We start from the raw sequence: 16,398 nt of genomic DNA, 5'->3' as shown, positions 1-16,398 counted from the left end.
AAGGGAAAAATATGGATTACGAGTTGGGAGATATAATCAGAGTCACAAGAAACGGTAATGAATATGAAGGTGTAGCCATGCCTTCGGTAACCGGCCATATTGTGGTGAAGATGAAAAACGGTTATAACGTGGGAATTGAACCTGAAGGTGCAGAAATTACTTTGATTGAGAAAAAAGCTGAAGGAAAAACAATCCCCCATAAGGAAAAAGCGCAAGCAAACAAGAACCTTCCCAACATTACGATCCTTTCCACAGGCGGAACAATTGCGAGTAAGGTGGATTACCGCACAGGTGCAGTAACCGCCCACTTTTCTGCAGATGACATTGTTAAAGCAATTCCAGAACTTGAGGAAATCGCAAACATCCGGGGAAGGATTATTACAAACATACTTTCCGAAAATATGAAACCGGAAACCTGGATTGATCTTGCTCGTGCTGTTGCTGAGGAAATAGAGAATGGAGCTGATGGGATTGTCATTGCCCACGGCACAGACACTATGATGTATTCGGCAGCAGCCCTCTCTTTCATGCTGCAAACCCCGGTTCCTGTAGTTTTCGTTGGTTCCCAGAGAAGTGCAGACAGACCAAGCAGTGACAATGTGATGAATGCGATCTGCGCGGCAACTGTCGCAATCAGCGATATTGCAGAGGTTTGTGTTGTAATGCATGAGAGCAGTTCTGACGACGGGTGCGCAATTCATTACGGCACACGTGTGAGAAAGATGCACACTTCCCGCAGGGATGCTTTCAAATCACTCAATTCAGAACCAATAGGACATGTTGATTACTCAAACCGGGAAATTACAACAAACCTGAATTATGCAAAACGCGGTGAGAAAAAGCTGAAACTTTTTGAAACAATACAACCAAAGTGTGCTTTAGTAAAATTCACTCCGGCAGCAGATCCGGCAGTTCTTTCCTACTACATTGATAAGAGATACAAAGGAATCGTAATTGAAGGAACTGGACTTGGGCATGTTTCCACGGATTGGGTTCCTGAAATAGAAAGAGCAACGAAAGCAGGAATCCCGATAATAGTGACGTCACAGTGTCTTAACGGACGTATCTGTGATAGAGTATACGACACAGGCAGGGATATGATAAAAGCAGGGGCAATCGAAGCTGAAGATATGCTGCCTGAAGTTGCGCTTGTCAAACTTATGTGGGTGTTGGGACAGACTGATGATATGGATAAAATAAGAGAGTTTATGCAGAATCCGGTCGCCAAAGAGATTGCGTGCTGCAGCCTTAAATGACTTTTTTTGAAAAAATGAAATGAGGAAGGCACATCAAGTACTATTAGTTATTAGATTTAGAAACTAACTTCAAAATCCGAGATAACCGCCTGGCTGTTTATGTCAATAAACTTGACACCAACTGTATCACCTGAACCGAGAACATTCTCCTGCGCACCTCCTGAATTACTTGTCTGAAGTAGCCAGTAAGGAGTGGAAGAGCCATTTTTTACAAGATAGAGAACATCACCAGCCTCGAATTCTACATTTGCACCAGCTAAAGCATCAAGATTCACAGCTTCACCATTAATTTCGACTCTTGTAGTGGCAACATTCAGCATAACTTCACTACCACCCTGATGCTCTATCATTATAACATTGAAATTTCCCGTATTTGCGCTTCCAAGTGTTCCTTTGATGCTTGCCTGAGGAGGTTCGTCAGATACACCTAAATCAAAAAGGAAAATAGCAGATACAGATGCGAGAATAACAACAATAAGAATCATCAGAATGGTACCAATTACAGGAGTTAGTGCCAGTTCTTCTTCAAATAAATTTGACGTTTTCATATCATACCCCATTAGTAGTCCTATCTTTTTTGCACCATTTTTTAAATTGTAACTAACATCTCATTGAGGTTTCCAGAATTATTATTAGCGAGTTACTCATTAAATTGAGTGTTCCAATATCAAAATATACTTTTGAAAAAAAGAAAAACTAAAAAGAAAATTGGTGGGCAGCAATGCCGCCCTCACTATTTAAGATTAGAATCTTACATCAAAGTCTGCAATCAACTGCTGAGTTGGAACATCAATGACCTTGATATTAACAGTCTCACCAGCAGCTGCAAATGCAGCGGTAGCATTAACAGTGGTTGAACTTAAGTTGCCAAGGGTATATTCCCCACCTGAGGCCTTGACAAGATAGAGAGTTTCTCCAGCTTCAAATTTATCAGCTGCACTAGTGTTATAAGTATCAATTTCCGTACCATCAACGGTTACTTTGGTGTTAGAAGTAATCATGGTAATTGCGTCTCCACCCTGATGTTCAACTTTAACGGCACTGTTAGAGTTTACGGTATCAGTACTTCCCTTAACACTTGCCTGTGGGGCAGTTTCTGGTGATCCGAGTCCGAATACAAATGCAGCGATTACAGCTGCGAGGATGACAGTGATGGCGACCATCAGGATAACACCGATGACCGGGGACACTGCATCGTCTCTCTTAAATATTTCTGGTAATTTCATATTAAATACTCCTTAGTCTTTTTTACTCTTTTTCTGTACTACTTTCTCGAGTTTGCGGGTCCACATTTCATCGTTCATATCCGTGTACTCACACTCGAGAAAATGTTGTACAGCAACACTGAGCGCCTCTTTAGTAGAAGACTCATTAGCTTTCTTCTTCAGAGCCTCTAATTGCTCCTCTGTTAATACAGTCTGTGCATGTACAATTTTCATTCTGAAGGCTCCATTAGATAAATCATGTGAGTACACATGACCTGTCTCATCATTATGAGTATAATGGTGATTATTATATAACCCTTTCGGCGAATCATTCAAAAACAAAAAAAGGTTGGAGTCCACAGCACATTAGGAGAAAAAAACAAAAGAAATTGATAGTGATCAAAGATATCTCATCATAATGAGGTATTGTGTCTTTTTTATATAGCATTTTCGTCGATTTCAGAAATATGGGAATACGAATACTATTCCAGAATCGATTAATAAAAAAAGAAAAGAAAGAAATGGAATGATTTAAGTTACAATCATCCCAAGCTGATCCGTATCAATTGCACGCTTAATTTCCATGGCAACCCTGCGCCCTGTACTCATTGGTTTCCTCCAGAGAGTGTTTCCATAGGGGTGACCCACAGACATGTGCACATTGGTTCCACCACCTACACGGGGAGCGACATCGTAAATGTAGAAATTCAGATCCTTGTCGATGCAAGTCTGCAAGCAGAATGGGCCGATGACACCAGGATCATAATATTCCTGTGAAGCCTTCACGTAAACCTCGGCAAGTTCAAAGACCTTCTCCAGAAGGGATTCCCTCAAAGTAGCAGAGTTGTGCCCGCACACCGTGTACTCAGGAGTAAGCTGATGTTCTGCAAGAGTCATCTGCTGAGGGGCTGGAAGCCTGACATGACCATCAAGACTTGTTTCGAATCTCCAGTCAATTCCAAGCAACTCAACTTTTTCCATTTCCTCTTCAATTGGAGAATAGAATAAATCGAAGTTAAAGACAGGGCCGATAACATACCTCTCAATACGGGCTTCTGCGAGTGCCTCGCGGGTAATTACGCCCTGTTTGATGAGAGACTCGGATTTTTCCACATATTCATTATATGTGCCTGCGGTAAAGAATCCGCGTTCAAGTTTCTTCACTGCGTGAGGGAGCTTAACTATACAAAGAGCATCAATATCCTGAGGGTCATTGATTTTTTCAGGGAATGGAAGGCCTGCTTTTTCAAGTAGCCAGTAATAGTCCTGATCGAGACCTCGTTCTTCGCTGCGAAGCATATTCCGGCTACCGACAAGAGGCACTGCGAAATTGTTTTCGATTTCATCAATGCTGCAGTATGAAGTAAATGAACGGTTTGGAATAAAGAGAGTATTAGTATCAACCAATTGTTGTTGATTCTCTTTCAACAGTACTTCATCGAAACCATCATAGCAGACATAGTCATCAACTATTCCGCGTATAACATTGCCCTGAGCATCCCGTTTGGAACGGAAATAATTTGCATAGGTTTTTTCACGACCATTCCTGCAGACTGCGTACGTATTGAAGCCTTCTTCCACGGCACCATCAAATACATCAAGGCCGGAATGGGATGCGATTGCACCGATGCGAACGTCATCATAGGTATAATTTTCAGCGATTTCGATAATCTCTTTTCTGTCTATCATCTGGAAGTCCTCATCATTGGTTTCTGGGTTATTAATACGAGAGATAGATAAAAGGTTTTTGCGGCGAAATCAAAATGAAATTATGAAAAATGGGGTTATGAATGTCTCCACTACTGCAGCAATAAGAAGCATTGGAACCACAAACCTGAAGAAAATTGAAAGCCCCCGTGAAAGTTCGGCCTTTACATTTGACGGACGCCCACGCACAATATCAAATGACGCAATACCTACACGCATTCCAATGGCAACTGATATGAATATCATAGGAAGCTCGATTAACCCATGAGGCAGGATTGCAGCCAAAACGAAAAGCAGGCTTTTTTCCGAACCGAAAATATAGGCCACAACACCCAATATGAAACCATTGTATGCAAGGAAAATGAATGGTATTATTCCTAAGAAAACACCAAGCAATATTGCAAACAAGCTTTTTATCGAATTGTTCAGGAAAATGAACAGCATTATCTGTAGTGGCGATAGCCCCTCAATAAGTTCCACAAGGGATTCGAGCTCCTGAAGGGAGAATCCAGCAGAATCCGGATTCATGGATGTGAACAAATAACCCAGTACTGCGCTGATGAAAAACACAAGTGTGGCTAGGATAATAAGCGGTTTTATCTCACCCACATAAGATTTTATTTCCACAACATCCGAATCGGAAAGAAATCCAAACATATCAAATACCCAGCGTCATTCTCAAAGTGTTCCTGCACGCAGGAGACAAACCCAGTACAATAATAACCATTTTCACAAATGTTGTTAAAGATATTGATTCCTCGTCCTTGAACTGACTATCTAATATGTAAATGACCGGCAGAAAAATCGCAAGTTTCAGCGGGAACATAACCAGAGCCGTTCCTGTGAGATCAATAAGGTATGCAGGTACAACATGTTTTTCATAGTAGCCCAGGAAATCAACTCCAACAAAAGTAGATGATGCATCAAGCAGATGCACCCACAGTATGGTGAAATTGACCCTGTCGGTTATGATTGAAAACTTTGCTTTTGTAGAAATGTAGTAAATTAAGAAAGCGAGCCCGCTTCCAAAAAGAACAATTGCAAGAAAAGCATCCGGCCTTTGAATATCCTCAAAATACAACAATGTAACCAGATTACACAGGAACCATAATAAACCAATTCCTGAAAACAAACGATGCCAATTTCTTATTTTCCCAAAATCAAATAGCTTTTTTGAAAATATCAGGCAGATCGTCGTCACAATAAAAACTACAAAATAAATGTTAGGGGTAATGAAAAGATAACTCAGAGGAGCAGAGAAAATACCCGCATCCTCAAGAACCCGTAAAGAAGAGCCGGCAAAGACAAACGGAATTACAGAATAGATGAAACGATCATCTATCTTAACATCCATTTTTTGCAACAATTTGACAACCCCGAAAACACAAATGCCGAGAATTAAACCCCAAGTAATGGTGTTGACAGGATTATAGCCACTATCATAGATCACAGGATCAATGTAATAGCGGTTTATGAACTGGACTAACTGATCTGTTAATTCACCCATTCTACTCCTCACAGGAAAAGCAATATCCTACTTTTTGATGGCAAAAGTCGGAAATCTTCATATTGAAGACGATACAGTTTATACCATAGGCAACTATAATATAAGTGTTTTCACAACTCTCTTTAAGAAAAAACAGGGTTTGTTTAAGTGATGGAAAGCGTTAAGAACAGCAAGTGGATGCAACTTCCAAGAGACGTCCTTGTAGGCAGTGGAGTTATCAACAAGGTAGACGAGGTCTGCCAGGACTTATTGCTTGGAGAACACGGACTCATCATAACAGGGAAGAAAACCAGTGGAATTGCAGGAAAACCTGTGCAAGACATGCTGGAAGATTGCGGAAAAAGCATTGACACTTTTGTTGCAAAAAGGGCATCCATGGAAGAAGTCGAAAGAGCAATGGAACTCGTTAATGAGGAAAACATCGGATTCCTGATGGGTGTTGGGAGCGGAAGCTCCATTGATGTTGCCAAACTCGCAGCCACCCAGCTCGGAGTCCCTTTCCTGAGTATACCCACAGCTGCTTCACACGATGGTATTGTATCATCAAGAGCCTCGATAATCAAAGATGGGGACAGCGCATCCATACAGGCAAACGCCCCCATGGCAGTAATTGCAGATACAGAAATTATTGCAAAAGCACCATATCGTCTGCTTGCAGCAGGATGCGGAGACATAATTTCCAATTGTACAGCAGTGCTTGATTGGGAATTAGCACACCGCCTCCAGAACGTAGCATTCAGCGAATATGCAGCAGCCCTTTCCAAGATGACGGCAAACATCCTTATTGATTCTGCAGGATCCATTAAACCTGAACTTGAAAGCTCTGTGAGAATGGTGGTTAAAGCACTTGTTTCCAGCGGAGTTGCAATGAGTATTGCAGGTTCCTCAAGGCCAGCATCCGGATCTGAGCATATGTTCAGCCATGCCCTTAACAAGCTTGCACCAAACCCTGCACTTCACGGGGAGCAATGCGGAGTGGGAACAATCCTGATGATGTACCTGCATGGAGGAGACTGGAGAAGAATCAAACAGGGACTCGAAACTATCAATGCTCCAACAACCGCAAATGCTCTCGGGATTGAAGATAAATATATATTAGAAGCGCTTGTTGAATGTCATAAAATCAGACCGGAACGATACACTGTCCTTGGAACCGGGATTACCAGGGATGCTGCGGAAATTGTCGCAAAGACAACCGGAGTAATTTCATAATAGATATATACATGAACCAAATCAGGTGATAACAATGGATGATGACACCAAGATCACACTTATCGGAACCCAGCTTGCCCGGGAGGGTCTGGAGTTCGTTTTTGAAAGGGAAGCTCCCGAATGTGATAAATGTAAGTTGAAAAATACTTGCCTTGATCTTGAAAGGGGTAGAAAGTACAGGATTACCGAAGTTCGGTCAGATAAGCTTCAGGAGTGTTTTGTTCACGAAGAAGGAGCATATGTAGTTGTAGTTGAAAAAGCTCCCATCGTTGCAGCAATTGATTCCAAGAATGCAGTAGAAGGTGCAACAATCAGGTATAAGGCACCAAATTGTGAAACCGAAGACCCGGAAACTTTTGAATTGTGTCATCCCGCCGGATTGAAAGACGGAGACAAATGTATAATCACTGAAACATTTGGACCTGTAGAAATCGGCGAAGAGGAAAACCTGAAAAAGGTTGAACTGAAATTAGCATAATGGATTTAAAGGGGTTTAAGAAGATGCCGACAACCCAGAATAAACAGATTACTCATGAATTTTATACGCAGGAGCGCTGGACAAACTGGTTGAAGCAGGTAGAAGAAAGTGACTTCAAGCTCAGCGAGGACGAAGAGGAGAGCAAGGACGGAGCTATTTTTGTCAATATGCAGGATGATGTAATACTTGCCTGCCTGAAAGTCATTGCAAAGCATCAGAATGGAGAATATGACGCTGAAGAAACCGATGATATTCTTGCGAGCATTCAGGACATTGTACTTGAAAAACCAGAAAACATATCCGAAGATGCAGAAATCATGATCGAGTCTCTTCAAAACTCATTTGTTGCAGCTTTTGCATCTTTTGAGAAATATCTCTACGAAGACTTTGACGCTGATGCAAACATTGAAGACTTAATCGATGAAGCTGTCAAGGCCGAAGAAGCTGAGGACATCGACGGAGCACTCGATCTGATAGCCCAAATAGGAGCACTTGTACTTAGCGAAAAAGAACTTCCAGCTGAGAAACTGGAAGAAATGCCTTATGGTTTTGTAGCTGAACTAATGGACGGTATTGACTCTATTGAAGCTGCCATGGTTGGCGCCGATAGCTACAAAGAAGATGACGGCGATTACGAAATTTAATCGCCCAAACCTCTTTTTTCAAATTCATCTTAATTTTTTATTCTGACATTTTGACCAATCCGAATTCTTTTTATGGTATTACGTTACTCATAGGGAGTAACACAAACACCTACTGAAAGTAAGATTCTTACTTTTCAATAACAAGATTTCAAAATTAACAAAACAATGGTGATTCTAACATGAGTGAAAAAATAGGCATTCTGGCAATCGGACACGGCAGCAGACTTCCATACAACAAGGAAGTAGTTACAGCAATTGCAGATACAATTGCAGAAAAGCACCCTGAATATGTTATAATTCCCGGATTCATGGAAAACTGTGGCCCTTCAGTGGAAGAAGCATTGCAGAGCTTCCAGGGAACAGGTGTGACCCGCATTGCAGCAGTCCCTGTCTTCCTCGCATCAGGCGTCCATATAACAGAAGACATTCCAGAAATTCTGGGTCTGGACTCCAAAACTAACGAAGGCAAGATAACAATCGATGGTAATGAAGTACCAATCGTCTATGGCAAGCCTCTTGGGAACCACCCACTTCTTGCAGATCTTGTCTTTGAAAGGGCAAAGGAAGTCCTTTAAAATCCCCACACTGAACTGGTAAATATGAATACCGGCCAGCAAAAGTACACAGTTCTTGACATGACCCATGGCGGGGTTTTTATTGCAAAAGCCCTTGCAAAACTGGGTTCAAATGTCAGAGCTGTAGACGTTTATGGATCTCTTAAAGACGAAGGTATTGCTGGCCTCCAAACCTCCGGGATTGAAGTTACCGAAAAAAATCCCGCTTTTTCTGAAAACGATATTGTTGTAGTTCCCGTACATCTTGATCCCGATAATCCTGTACATAAGTCAGCACTGGAATCCGGTGCAAAAATCATAACCCATCATGAAGCAGTTGAGATGATTCTTAGCAAAACCGGAAAACTCAAAGAAAAACAAGTCTTTGAGATAACAGGTTCAAGGGGTAAAACAAGCACCGCTTTTTTGCTGGCAGCCATCCTTTCAAAAGAAAAAACTGTTGTTTTGCATACTTCCGGTGGTCTTTATTACCTGAGTCCCACGAAAAAAGAACTTCTTCGAAAAGGCCTAAGCATAGCACCTGCAAGCATCCTTGAAGCAGTTAGCACTGTTGAAGAAGAAGAGATTTCTGTTGATGCATTCATTTTTGAAGATTCGCTTGGAGGAACAGGGATTGCAGATATTGGCATCATAACAACTCTGGAACCTGAATATGGAATTGCAAATAACAAGCGCAATTCCAGTGATGCTAAATTGCAGATGGTTCGCAATGCAAAGCCAGATTCAAAGATTGTCCTCAATTGCATTGATCTTGAAAGAGCTGAAAATAGTACTTCAAAAAGCAAAATATCCACATTTAGTAGCGACGGCGAATGCAATGCAGATGTGGAAATCAAAGTATCCTCGGATTCATTAGTTTTGAAGAGCGGAAATGAAAACATCAAAATCGTCCTGCAATCTGGTTACGATCCTAAATCCTATTCAATGGCTTTTGCAGCTGCTGCCTGTGCTGCCTTAGAAGCTGGAATTAGCACAAGCACAATTGCAAATGCATTTGCCGATTTTTCGGGAGTTGAAGGCAGGATGAGAATTACAAGTATTCAAGGGAGAAAACTTGTAGACAACTCCAGTTCCGGATTAAAAATCGAAGATGCTGAAACTGCCCTGATACAAGGGGCCGATTCTGACAAAAAAGTAGTTTTGATAATCGGTGAACATGCTGCACAGGTTTGTGAGGGCCTACCACCGGAAGAAGTTGAATGCCTGTTGGAAAAATATGCCGACAAAATTGACGTTCCGATTCTAGTCGGAGAACGAATGGAAGATACTGGAACAGATAAAGCCATATATTGCAGCAGCCTTGAAGAAGGCATAACAACTGCACTTGAGTTAACATCAGAAAACGACATAATCATTTCATGCGTGAAATGCTTCAGATAACAGGAGAAATTACATGGAAGATATTACTATCATGCACCCGCGCCCAAGTTCAATTGTGGCTGCGCTTTACACATTAAGGGATCTAAACGTAGATGTAGCCATCCTTCACGGACCTGCAGGATGCTCATTCAAGCACGCCCGCCTTCTGGAAGAAGATGGAATTCGTGTCGTAACCACAGCTCTTGACGAGAGCGGATTTGTTTTTGGAGGCCATGACAAGCTGGTAAACATGCTCAACAAGGTTGAGGAAATGTTTAACCCAAATCTCATCGGCGTCGTTGGCACCTGTGCAAGTATGATTATCGGGGAAGAAATGCATGAACCGGTAATGGAAGCAAACCTCGATACACCTGTTATTGAAGTGGAAGTCCATGCAGGATACAATGAGAACACAAAGGGTGTTCTTCTTGCACTTGAATCTGCCCTTGACATAGGAATCATTGACAGGCATGAATTCGACAGGCAGAAACATTTGCTTGAAGAAGCAACAAATGTTGAAAAACGTCATGGAGCTGCAAGTCGGGAATACCTTGAACCTTCCCGTGGCGATATGAAATACAATGTCGCAAAACGAGTTATCGAATTATTGAAAGAAGGTAAAAAGGGCCTTTGTATTATGAATGCAAAGAAAGAAACCGGGTACATGTTTGCAGACGTCACTGTTGCTGTCAATGAAGTTGCGGCAGAAATGGGGAAATAGAAAAATCTTGTGAATATGGCAAACATTGATCCTGAACTGGGTTTACCAAGGGTTCGCGAGCATGCTATTAACATGAAAGAGGATTTCGAGAAGCGTGGAATCACAATTCACGAAGTGACCGGTGGACTGGACGAATATGCAATTACCGGTGAACATATCAGCCAGCTTCTCAAGGAAAAATATACAGATTTTGATTTCGCAGTTATTACCGGCGTACCCCATGCAATCCCAATGGATGCCCTTGAAGGAATGGAACTTATTTCTGTCACAAACGGACCCAGACAGGTTCTACCACTAAAGGAAATGGGACATCAGCATGTGATGGTCGAGATTGATCTTCACCCGAAGACATTGGGTGTTAACAAAATTGTTGAGTCTGAATTCGGTGCTACATTAAGACAGGTAGCAGAAGATTTGGATTAAGGTGGAAAAATGACGATTCAGAAAAGAATTGCCATATATGGAAAAGGTGGTATCGGCAAATCAAGCACCGCCTCCAACGTGGCTGCAGCCTGTGCGGATGAAGGCTATAAAGTAATGATTATAGGATGCGATCCGAAAAGCGATTCATCCATTACTCTCCTTGGAGGGAAACGAATTCCTACAATCCTTGATCTTCTCAGGGATGGTGTGGATATCAAGGAAGAAGATATTGTTTTTGAAGGATACAACGGCGTCCTGTGTGTTGAAGTCGGTGGACCAGAGCCCGGCATAGGATGTGCAGGAAGGGGAATAATTGTTGCCATCCAGAAACTCAAGCAGTTATGCAAATCCATGAATGACATGGATCTCATCATCTATGACGTCCCCGGCGATATTGTGTGCGGAGGATTTGTTGCACCTATCAGAAAAGGACTGGTGAATGAAGCTTATGTTCTTACTTCCGGGGAATACATGCCCCTATATGCTGCTAACAACATCTGCAAGGGACTGGCTCGCATTAACACAAACCTAAACGGCGTAATCTGCAATTCCAGAAGTGTAAGTCGTGAAGAAGAGATTGTGAGCAAGTTTGCCGAGGAAATTGGCAGTGAGATGATCGCATTCATTCCCAAGAAGCAGATTGTGCAGGACTGTGAGCGTGACGGATACTCGGTTCTTGAGAAAGCACCAGAAACTGATATTGCGGAAATCTATCGTAAGCTTGCAAGAACAATTATGACACGCAGCGAATCTTTAATCCCAGGATCACTGGATGACGACAGGTTAAGGGAACTCACAAGGTAAGGTTCACAAATGCACCCGGAGAATAGTTCCATGGTGGATATCCCACGTATCCTGATATCAGCAGACAGGTCATCTTCCGGGAAAACCACTATCGTTTCCGGGCTGCTGGCAGCACTGGTATCAAAGGGATACAATGTCCAGCCATTCAAGGTGGCACTGGATTACATTGATCCCAGCTACCACTCAGAGATTACCGGGAGGCGTGCTCGTAACGTCGATGGTTACCTTATGGATGAAAATACCATCCTAGATGTTTTTACCCATGCTTGTGAAGTGGATGGGAAAGCCGACCTTGCGGTTATTGAAGGCGTTCGTGGACTCTACGAAGGATTGGAAAGCAAGAGCGATATTGGAAGCACTGCACAAATTGCAAAAATCCTGAAATGTCCTGTTATCCTTGTTATCAATGCAAGAAGCATTACTCGATCTGCTGCTGCCATCGTAAACGGCTACCAATCATTTGACCCCGACATCAATATTGTAGGAGTCATACTGAATAATGTTGGAAACAAGAGGCATGAGCAGAAATCCAGTGAAGCCATTGAACACTACACAAATCTTCCAGTTCTTGGAATCATCAAACGTGACAATTCAATGCAGATTTCCATGCGTCATCTCGGACTTGTACCAGCACTCGAAGGACGCAGGAGAGTGGATGATTTCGACAGCCGAATTGAAGCCATCAAAAATCATGTCAGTGCCGGAATAAATCTCGAAAAAATTGTTGAAATTGCAAAGCAAGCACCAGAACTGCCAAAACCTGAGCAGACCATATTTACAGCTGCCTCGGGAAAAACGGAAAAAGTGACTATTGGTGTTGCCCTTGATGAGGCATTCAATTTCTATTATCAGAATAATCTTGAATTACTGGAACTTGCAGGTGCAAAGCTTACCTATTTCAGCCCGCTTCATGATGAAAGCTTACCCAAAGTTGATGCCCTTTACATCGGTGGAGGGTATCCCGAACTGTTTGCAGAAGAACTGGAAGCAAACAAATCCATAAGAAAGGAAATTCTTGAAGCATCAAAAGCAGGAATGCCGATTTATGGCGAATGTGGTGGTCTCATATACCTTACTGAAAAACTGACTACGGGAGTCAAGGGAAAAGGCACTTACAACATGGCAGATATGCCAGAAAATACCTGCGAAATGGTTGGAGCTTTACCCGGCCACACCATCATGGGACTTGCAAGGGTTGTCAGTTACAATAACGGAACACTTGATTGTGATACAGCAATCGGGAAGAAAGGGAAGTCATTTATTGGTCATGAATTCCATCATTCGGAAATTAGAGACATTCCTGATGATGCGAAATTTGCCATTCGTATTACACGTGGCACCGGAATCCGTGAAGGATGGGATGGTTTGACAGTAAACAATACCCTTGGTTGTTATGCGCATCTTGAAGCTGCATCATACCAGTATTTTGCGACCTCTTTTGTCGAAGCTGCGCGTGAATATCGACAGCGCAGGTAAATGATAAGTAAGGGAAACAATGTTAAAGCCTTACAACGTCAGTAGAAATTAATCCTGAATTGAAGGTGCAGGCTTTTGATTGGTAAAATAGAAAAAGATCGTGTTGTTGCAGGCAAAAGTGCAATTGAAGAGTTGTACAAAAAGGGATTCCATGGAAGACCTAAAGACAACAAGCTTGAATTAACACTAATTGAAGCTGCATACTTACTTTACCGAGAAAAACTGGAAATTGGTGAATCCGGGAAAAAACTCGCATTTCGGGATTTTTTCAAGAAAGCAGCAACAATTGAACCAGCTTTTGAACTGAAGTATATCGTATACAAAGATCTCAAAGAGCGCGGTTATTATGTTCAGCCTTCTGCAGTTGATTTCAGAGTTTATCCCAGAGGCAGCAACCCGGGAAGTGGACCTGCAAAAATTCTTGTTTACGTCCAATCCGAAAGGGTTCCCCTGAAAATAAAAGAGCTACTTCAATCCCTGAAAACCGCAGAGAACATGCGCAAGCAGCTTGTTCTGGCCGTAGTCGATGAGGAAAGCGACATCACATACTATGAAGTTAAAAGCAGTAAGCTTCATGGAGGAATGGAAGAACCTCACCCATCACTTACCACTGATGCAACTTTCCTTGAAGATCGCGTTATTATCTGGAAAAAATCTGCTTCTGAAATTCTCTTAAACAATGGTTTTTATGGCAAACCACTTGATCAGGAGAGACTGCAGTTGTCACTGGTTGAGGGCGGTTACCTGTTAAGCGAAGAAGTCTTAAAGATACATTCCATGGAATCCGATGAGATTCTGGGAATCGACGCTTTCGTTGAAAAAGCCTCCAGTATTGAAAAAGATTTCAGCCTGAAATTCGCCGCCTATTCTGATCTTAGAAATTTGGGTTTTGTACCTAAAACCGGCTTTAAATTTGGAACGCATTTCAGGGTTTATAAGGAAGTGAAATCACTTGAAAAGCTTCCACATTCAGAGTTCCTTATCCATGCAATTCCGAATAATTATGAATTCTCATTGCCTGTGATGTCAAGGGCAATAAGGCTCTCAAACAGCGTTCGCAAGAGGATGATATTTGCCGTTGAAAAAGGAGAGCAGATTAATTATATTGATATTGGCCGGAAGAAGATGTAAAGTCACTTTTCCTGTAAAATAAGGCAAATATCCTGGCATTTCAGCGACCGGATTTTTATTGAAAAATAGGGTTTCAGGAAATAGAAAGAGACCGTACAAAAGCTATTTATAGAACCATATACAGTTAGTTTTCTCCATATAACGATTATTCATCAGGAGGTTCATATCTATGGCAGGACAAGGTTCTCCAGTTTATATCATAAATCCAAACACAGAACATAAGCAGGGAAAGGATGCCCTTTCCATGAATATCGCTGCTTCAAAGGCAGTTGCTAATATTGTAAAAACAACGCTTGGTCCAAAAGGAATGGACAAGATGCTTGTAAACGAAATCGGCGATATTGTGGTTACAAACGATGGTGCCATGATCTTGAAAGGAATGGACATCGAGCACCCTACTGCTAAGATGATTGTGGAAGTTGCAAAAACACAGGAAGATATTGCAGGAGATGGAACTACAAGCGCTGTTGTCATTGCAGGTGCATTATTGGAGAAAGCCGAGGATCTTATTGAGGAAGGCGTTCACCCAACTATTCTTGTAAAAGGATTTAGCCTCGCTGCAGAAAAATCAGTTGATATTCTTGATGACTTCGCAGTTGATGTTGGCGAAAACCGTGATATGCTTGAAACCGTTGCAAAAACATCTATTTCCGGCAAAGGTAATGAAGCTCACAGGGATTTAATTGCAAAGATTTGTGTTGATGCAGCCCTTGAAATAGCCCAGGATGGCAAGATGAACATTAGCGATAATATCATCCTCAGGCAGGATCCAAGTGAAACAGTCTCTGATACTGAAATCGTAGAAGGGCTCATGATGTTCAAGTCCCGCCTGCACCCATCAATGCCAAAACTGGTCAAGGATGCAAAAGTTGCTTTGCTCGACATACCTCTTGAAGTCAGAAAGACTGCAAATAAATCCAAGATTCAGATTGAAACCCCTGAGGAACTGGAAGCTTATCTGGCACAGGAAGATGCAGATGTCAAAGCTATTGTTGACAAGATCATTGTGGCAGGTGCAACTGCAGTCTTCAATACAAAGAATATTGACGATCATGCTGTACACTACCTTCAGAAAGCAGGAATTTTTGCAATCAGAAGGGTTAACGATGACGATATGAAAAACCTGTCATACGCCACCGGTGCAAGGATTATGAAGAGGCCGCAGGAAATCGAGGCATCAGATCTTGGTGAAGCCGGAAGAGTAGAACAGGAAGGTGACACAGACCCTGCAACTATCTTTGTAAGTGAATGTCCGAATGCAAAGGTAATAACCATGAGGATCAGGGGAAGCACAGCCCATGTTACAGACGATCTGGAAAGAACAATTGATGACGCTCTCAGGGTTGTAAAGGCAGTTTACGAAGATGAAAAAATCGTCGCCGGCGGTGGAGCTTCCGAGATGGAAGTTGCCCAGAAACTCAGGGAATACGCCTCTTCCATTGGTGGAAGAGAACAACTCGCTATTGCTGCATTTGCAGACGCTGTTGAAACTGTTCCAAGAGCAATCGCAGATAACGCAGGTTTTGAAGGAATGGATATCATCCTGAAACTTCACGCTGCACACCTTGAGAACGCAAACTCAGGTTTCGATGTTTACAGTGGTGACGTAAAAGATATGGCTGAAGCTGGAATTGTAGACCCCCTCAGGGTTAAAACACAGGCAATTCTTTCAGCATCCGAAGTGGCAACAATGGTCCTCAGGGTCGATGACATGATGCGTGCCCAGAGAAAATCCATGATGGATGTCAGGCCGGAACACAACATTCACAACTATAACATGCCATACTGATGGCATGTTAAAATATTTTCAAAATCTTCATGCGACTGCGTGGAGATCTCTTTTTTCCTTTTTAGGGTTCAATCTCAGCATTTTCTTAGATCTAGATCGACCTTGCCCAGA

Annotated in this window: 16 protein-coding genes and 1 pseudogene; 11 read left to right on the top strand and 6 right to left on the bottom strand. The window is 42.2% G+C overall.

Translation table 11 applies throughout. The features are described 5' to 3' along the window. Positions 1-11: 11 nt before the first annotated feature. Positions 12-1,256, top strand: coding sequence for a Glu-tRNA(Gln) amidotransferase subunit GatD (gatD, locus tag J2755_RS00520; protein WP_209678013.1), 1,245 nt, complete (start codon positions 12-14; stop codon positions 1,254-1,256). Positions 1,257-1,312: 56 nt separating this feature from the next. On the opposite strand, the gene J2755_RS00515 is transcribed toward gatD, so the two are convergent. The 6 genes from J2755_RS00515 to J2755_RS00490 all read right to left on the bottom strand — a co-directional run bounded on the left by J2755_RS00515 (position 1,313) and on the right by J2755_RS00490 (position 5,675). Then, positions 1,313-1,804, bottom strand: a complete 492-nt coding sequence (locus J2755_RS00515; protein ID WP_209678010.1) for a type IV pilin — start codon at positions 1,802-1,804, stop codon at positions 1,313-1,315. A gap of 195 nt (positions 1,805-1,999) precedes the next feature. Further along, entirely contained in the window at positions 2,000-2,482 is a 483-nt protein-coding gene (locus J2755_RS00510) for a type IV pilin (RefSeq protein ID WP_209678007.1), read from the bottom strand. 12 nt (positions 2,483-2,494) lie between these two features. Further along, entirely contained in the window at positions 2,495-2,695 is a 201-nt protein-coding gene (locus tag J2755_RS00505) for a DUF5371 family protein (RefSeq protein WP_209678004.1), read from the bottom strand. 297 nt (positions 2,696-2,992) lie between these two features. Then, positions 2,993-4,150, bottom strand: a complete 1,158-nt coding sequence (locus tag J2755_RS00500) for a formate--phosphoribosylaminoimidazolecarboxamide ligase family protein (protein WP_209678001.1) — start codon at positions 4,148-4,150, stop codon at positions 2,993-2,995. Positions 4,151-4,219: 69 nt separating this feature from the next. After that, positions 4,220-4,825: a stage II sporulation protein M gene (locus tag J2755_RS00495; protein WP_209677999.1), complete on the bottom strand. Its 606-nt coding sequence runs from the start codon at positions 4,823-4,825 to the stop codon at positions 4,220-4,222. Position 4,826: 1 nt separating this feature from the next. Then, complete coding sequence (locus J2755_RS00490; RefSeq protein WP_209677995.1) at positions 4,827-5,675, bottom strand: DUF63 family protein; 849 nt, start codon at positions 5,673-5,675, stop codon at positions 4,827-4,829. Positions 5,676-5,825: 150 nt separating this feature from the next. On the opposite strand from J2755_RS00490, the gene J2755_RS00485 reads away from it, so the two are divergent. From J2755_RS00485 to thsA, 10 genes and pseudogenes are all read left to right on the top strand, one after another. Next, the gene (locus tag J2755_RS00485) at positions 5,826-6,887 is read left to right on the top strand and encodes an NAD(P)-dependent glycerol-1-phosphate dehydrogenase (protein ID WP_209677978.1); all 1,062 of its coding nucleotides are present in this window, start codon (positions 5,826-5,828) and stop codon (positions 6,885-6,887) included. 34 nt (positions 6,888-6,921) lie between these two features. Beyond that, positions 6,922-7,365, top strand: a complete 444-nt coding sequence (locus J2755_RS00480; protein ID WP_209677974.1) for a UPF0179 family protein — start codon at positions 6,922-6,924, stop codon at positions 7,363-7,365. Between the two features lie 23 nt (positions 7,366-7,388). After that, the gene (locus J2755_RS00475) at positions 7,389-8,009 is read left to right on the top strand and encodes a DUF2150 family protein (RefSeq protein ID WP_209677971.1); all 621 of its coding nucleotides are present in this window, start codon (positions 7,389-7,391) and stop codon (positions 8,007-8,009) included. 179 nt (positions 8,010-8,188) lie between these two features. Continuing rightward, positions 8,189-8,584: a sirohydrochlorin nickelochelatase gene (gene cfbA / locus J2755_RS00470; RefSeq protein WP_209677969.1), complete on the top strand. Its 396-nt coding sequence runs from the start codon at positions 8,189-8,191 to the stop codon at positions 8,582-8,584. Positions 8,585-8,608: 24 nt separating this feature from the next. Further along, positions 8,609-9,964: a coenzyme F430 synthase gene (gene cfbE, locus J2755_RS00465; RefSeq protein ID WP_209677967.1), complete on the top strand. Its 1,356-nt coding sequence runs from the start codon at positions 8,609-8,611 to the stop codon at positions 9,962-9,964. A 13-nt stretch (positions 9,965-9,977) separates the two neighbouring features. Next, positions 9,978-11,087 (top strand): annotated as a pseudogene (gene cfbD / locus J2755_RS00460) (Ni-sirohydrochlorin a,c-diamide reductive cyclase catalytic subunit). Between the two features lie 9 nt (positions 11,088-11,096). Next, positions 11,097-11,891 (top strand): Ni-sirohydrochlorin a,c-diamide reductive cyclase ATP-dependent reductase subunit, encoded by a 795-nt coding sequence (gene cfbC, locus J2755_RS00455; RefSeq protein ID WP_209677965.1) that lies wholly within the window; start codon positions 11,097-11,099, stop codon positions 11,889-11,891. A gap of 30 nt (positions 11,892-11,921) precedes the next feature. Beyond that, entirely contained in the window at positions 11,922-13,367 is a 1,446-nt protein-coding gene (cfbB, locus tag J2755_RS00450) for a Ni-sirohydrochlorin a,c-diamide synthase (protein WP_245312575.1), read from the top strand. A 75-nt stretch (positions 13,368-13,442) separates the two neighbouring features. After that, positions 13,443-14,498: a tRNA-intron lyase gene (endA, locus tag J2755_RS00445; protein WP_209677961.1), complete on the top strand. Its 1,056-nt coding sequence runs from the start codon at positions 13,443-13,445 to the stop codon at positions 14,496-14,498. A 169-nt stretch (positions 14,499-14,667) separates the two neighbouring features. Next, the gene (thsA, locus tag J2755_RS00440; protein ID WP_209677959.1) at positions 14,668-16,287 is read left to right on the top strand and encodes a thermosome subunit alpha; all 1,620 of its coding nucleotides are present in this window, start codon (positions 14,668-14,670) and stop codon (positions 16,285-16,287) included. Positions 16,288-16,398: the final 111 nt, after the last annotated feature.

Origin of the sequence: Methanohalophilus levihalophilus (assembly GCF_017874375.1) — an archaeon.
GTDB lineage: Archaea > Halobacteriota > Methanosarcinia > Methanosarcinales > Methanosarcinaceae > Methanohalophilus > Methanohalophilus levihalophilus.
Note: the sequence above shows the minus strand (reverse complement) of the source record. Positions and strands in the feature narration are given on the sequence as shown.

Excerpts from the sequence above, each read along its gene's own strand:
- gatD (WP_209678013.1), top strand. The coding sequence starts at position 12 with ATGGATTACGAGTTGGGAGATATAATCAGAGTCACAAGAAACGGTAAT.
- J2755_RS00515 (WP_209678010.1), bottom strand. The coding sequence starts at position 1,804 with ATGAAAACGTCAAATTTATTTGAAGAAGAACTGGCACTAACTCCTGTA.
- J2755_RS00510 (WP_209678007.1), bottom strand. The coding sequence starts at position 2,482 with ATGAAATTACCAGAAATATTTAAGAGAGACGATGCAGTGTCCCCGGTC.
- J2755_RS00505 (WP_209678004.1), bottom strand. The coding sequence starts at position 2,695 with ATGAAAATTGTACATGCACAGACTGTATTAACAGAGGAGCAATTAGAG.
- J2755_RS00500 (WP_209678001.1), bottom strand. The coding sequence starts at position 4,150 with ATGATAGACAGAAAAGAGATTATCGAAATCGCTGAAAATTATACCTAT.
- J2755_RS00495 (WP_209677999.1), bottom strand. The coding sequence starts at position 4,825 with ATGTTTGGATTTCTTTCCGATTCGGATGTTGTGGAAATAAAATCTTAT.
- J2755_RS00490 (WP_209677995.1), bottom strand. The coding sequence starts at position 5,675 with ATGGGTGAATTAACAGATCAGTTAGTCCAGTTCATAAACCGCTATTAC.
- J2755_RS00485 (WP_209677978.1), top strand. The coding sequence starts at position 5,826 with ATGGAAAGCGTTAAGAACAGCAAGTGGATGCAACTTCCAAGAGACGTC.
- J2755_RS00480 (WP_209677974.1), top strand. The coding sequence starts at position 6,922 with ATGGATGATGACACCAAGATCACACTTATCGGAACCCAGCTTGCCCGG.
- J2755_RS00475 (WP_209677971.1), top strand. The coding sequence starts at position 7,389 with ATGCCGACAACCCAGAATAAACAGATTACTCATGAATTTTATACGCAG.
- cfbA (WP_209677969.1), top strand. The coding sequence starts at position 8,189 with ATGAGTGAAAAAATAGGCATTCTGGCAATCGGACACGGCAGCAGACTT.
- cfbE (WP_209677967.1), top strand. The coding sequence starts at position 8,609 with ATGAATACCGGCCAGCAAAAGTACACAGTTCTTGACATGACCCATGGC.
- cfbC (WP_209677965.1), top strand. The coding sequence starts at position 11,097 with ATGACGATTCAGAAAAGAATTGCCATATATGGAAAAGGTGGTATCGGC.
- cfbB (WP_245312575.1), top strand. The coding sequence starts at position 11,922 with ATGGTGGATATCCCACGTATCCTGATATCAGCAGACAGGTCATCTTCC.
- thsA (WP_209677959.1), top strand. The coding sequence starts at position 14,668 with ATGGCAGGACAAGGTTCTCCAGTTTATATCATAAATCCAAACACAGAA.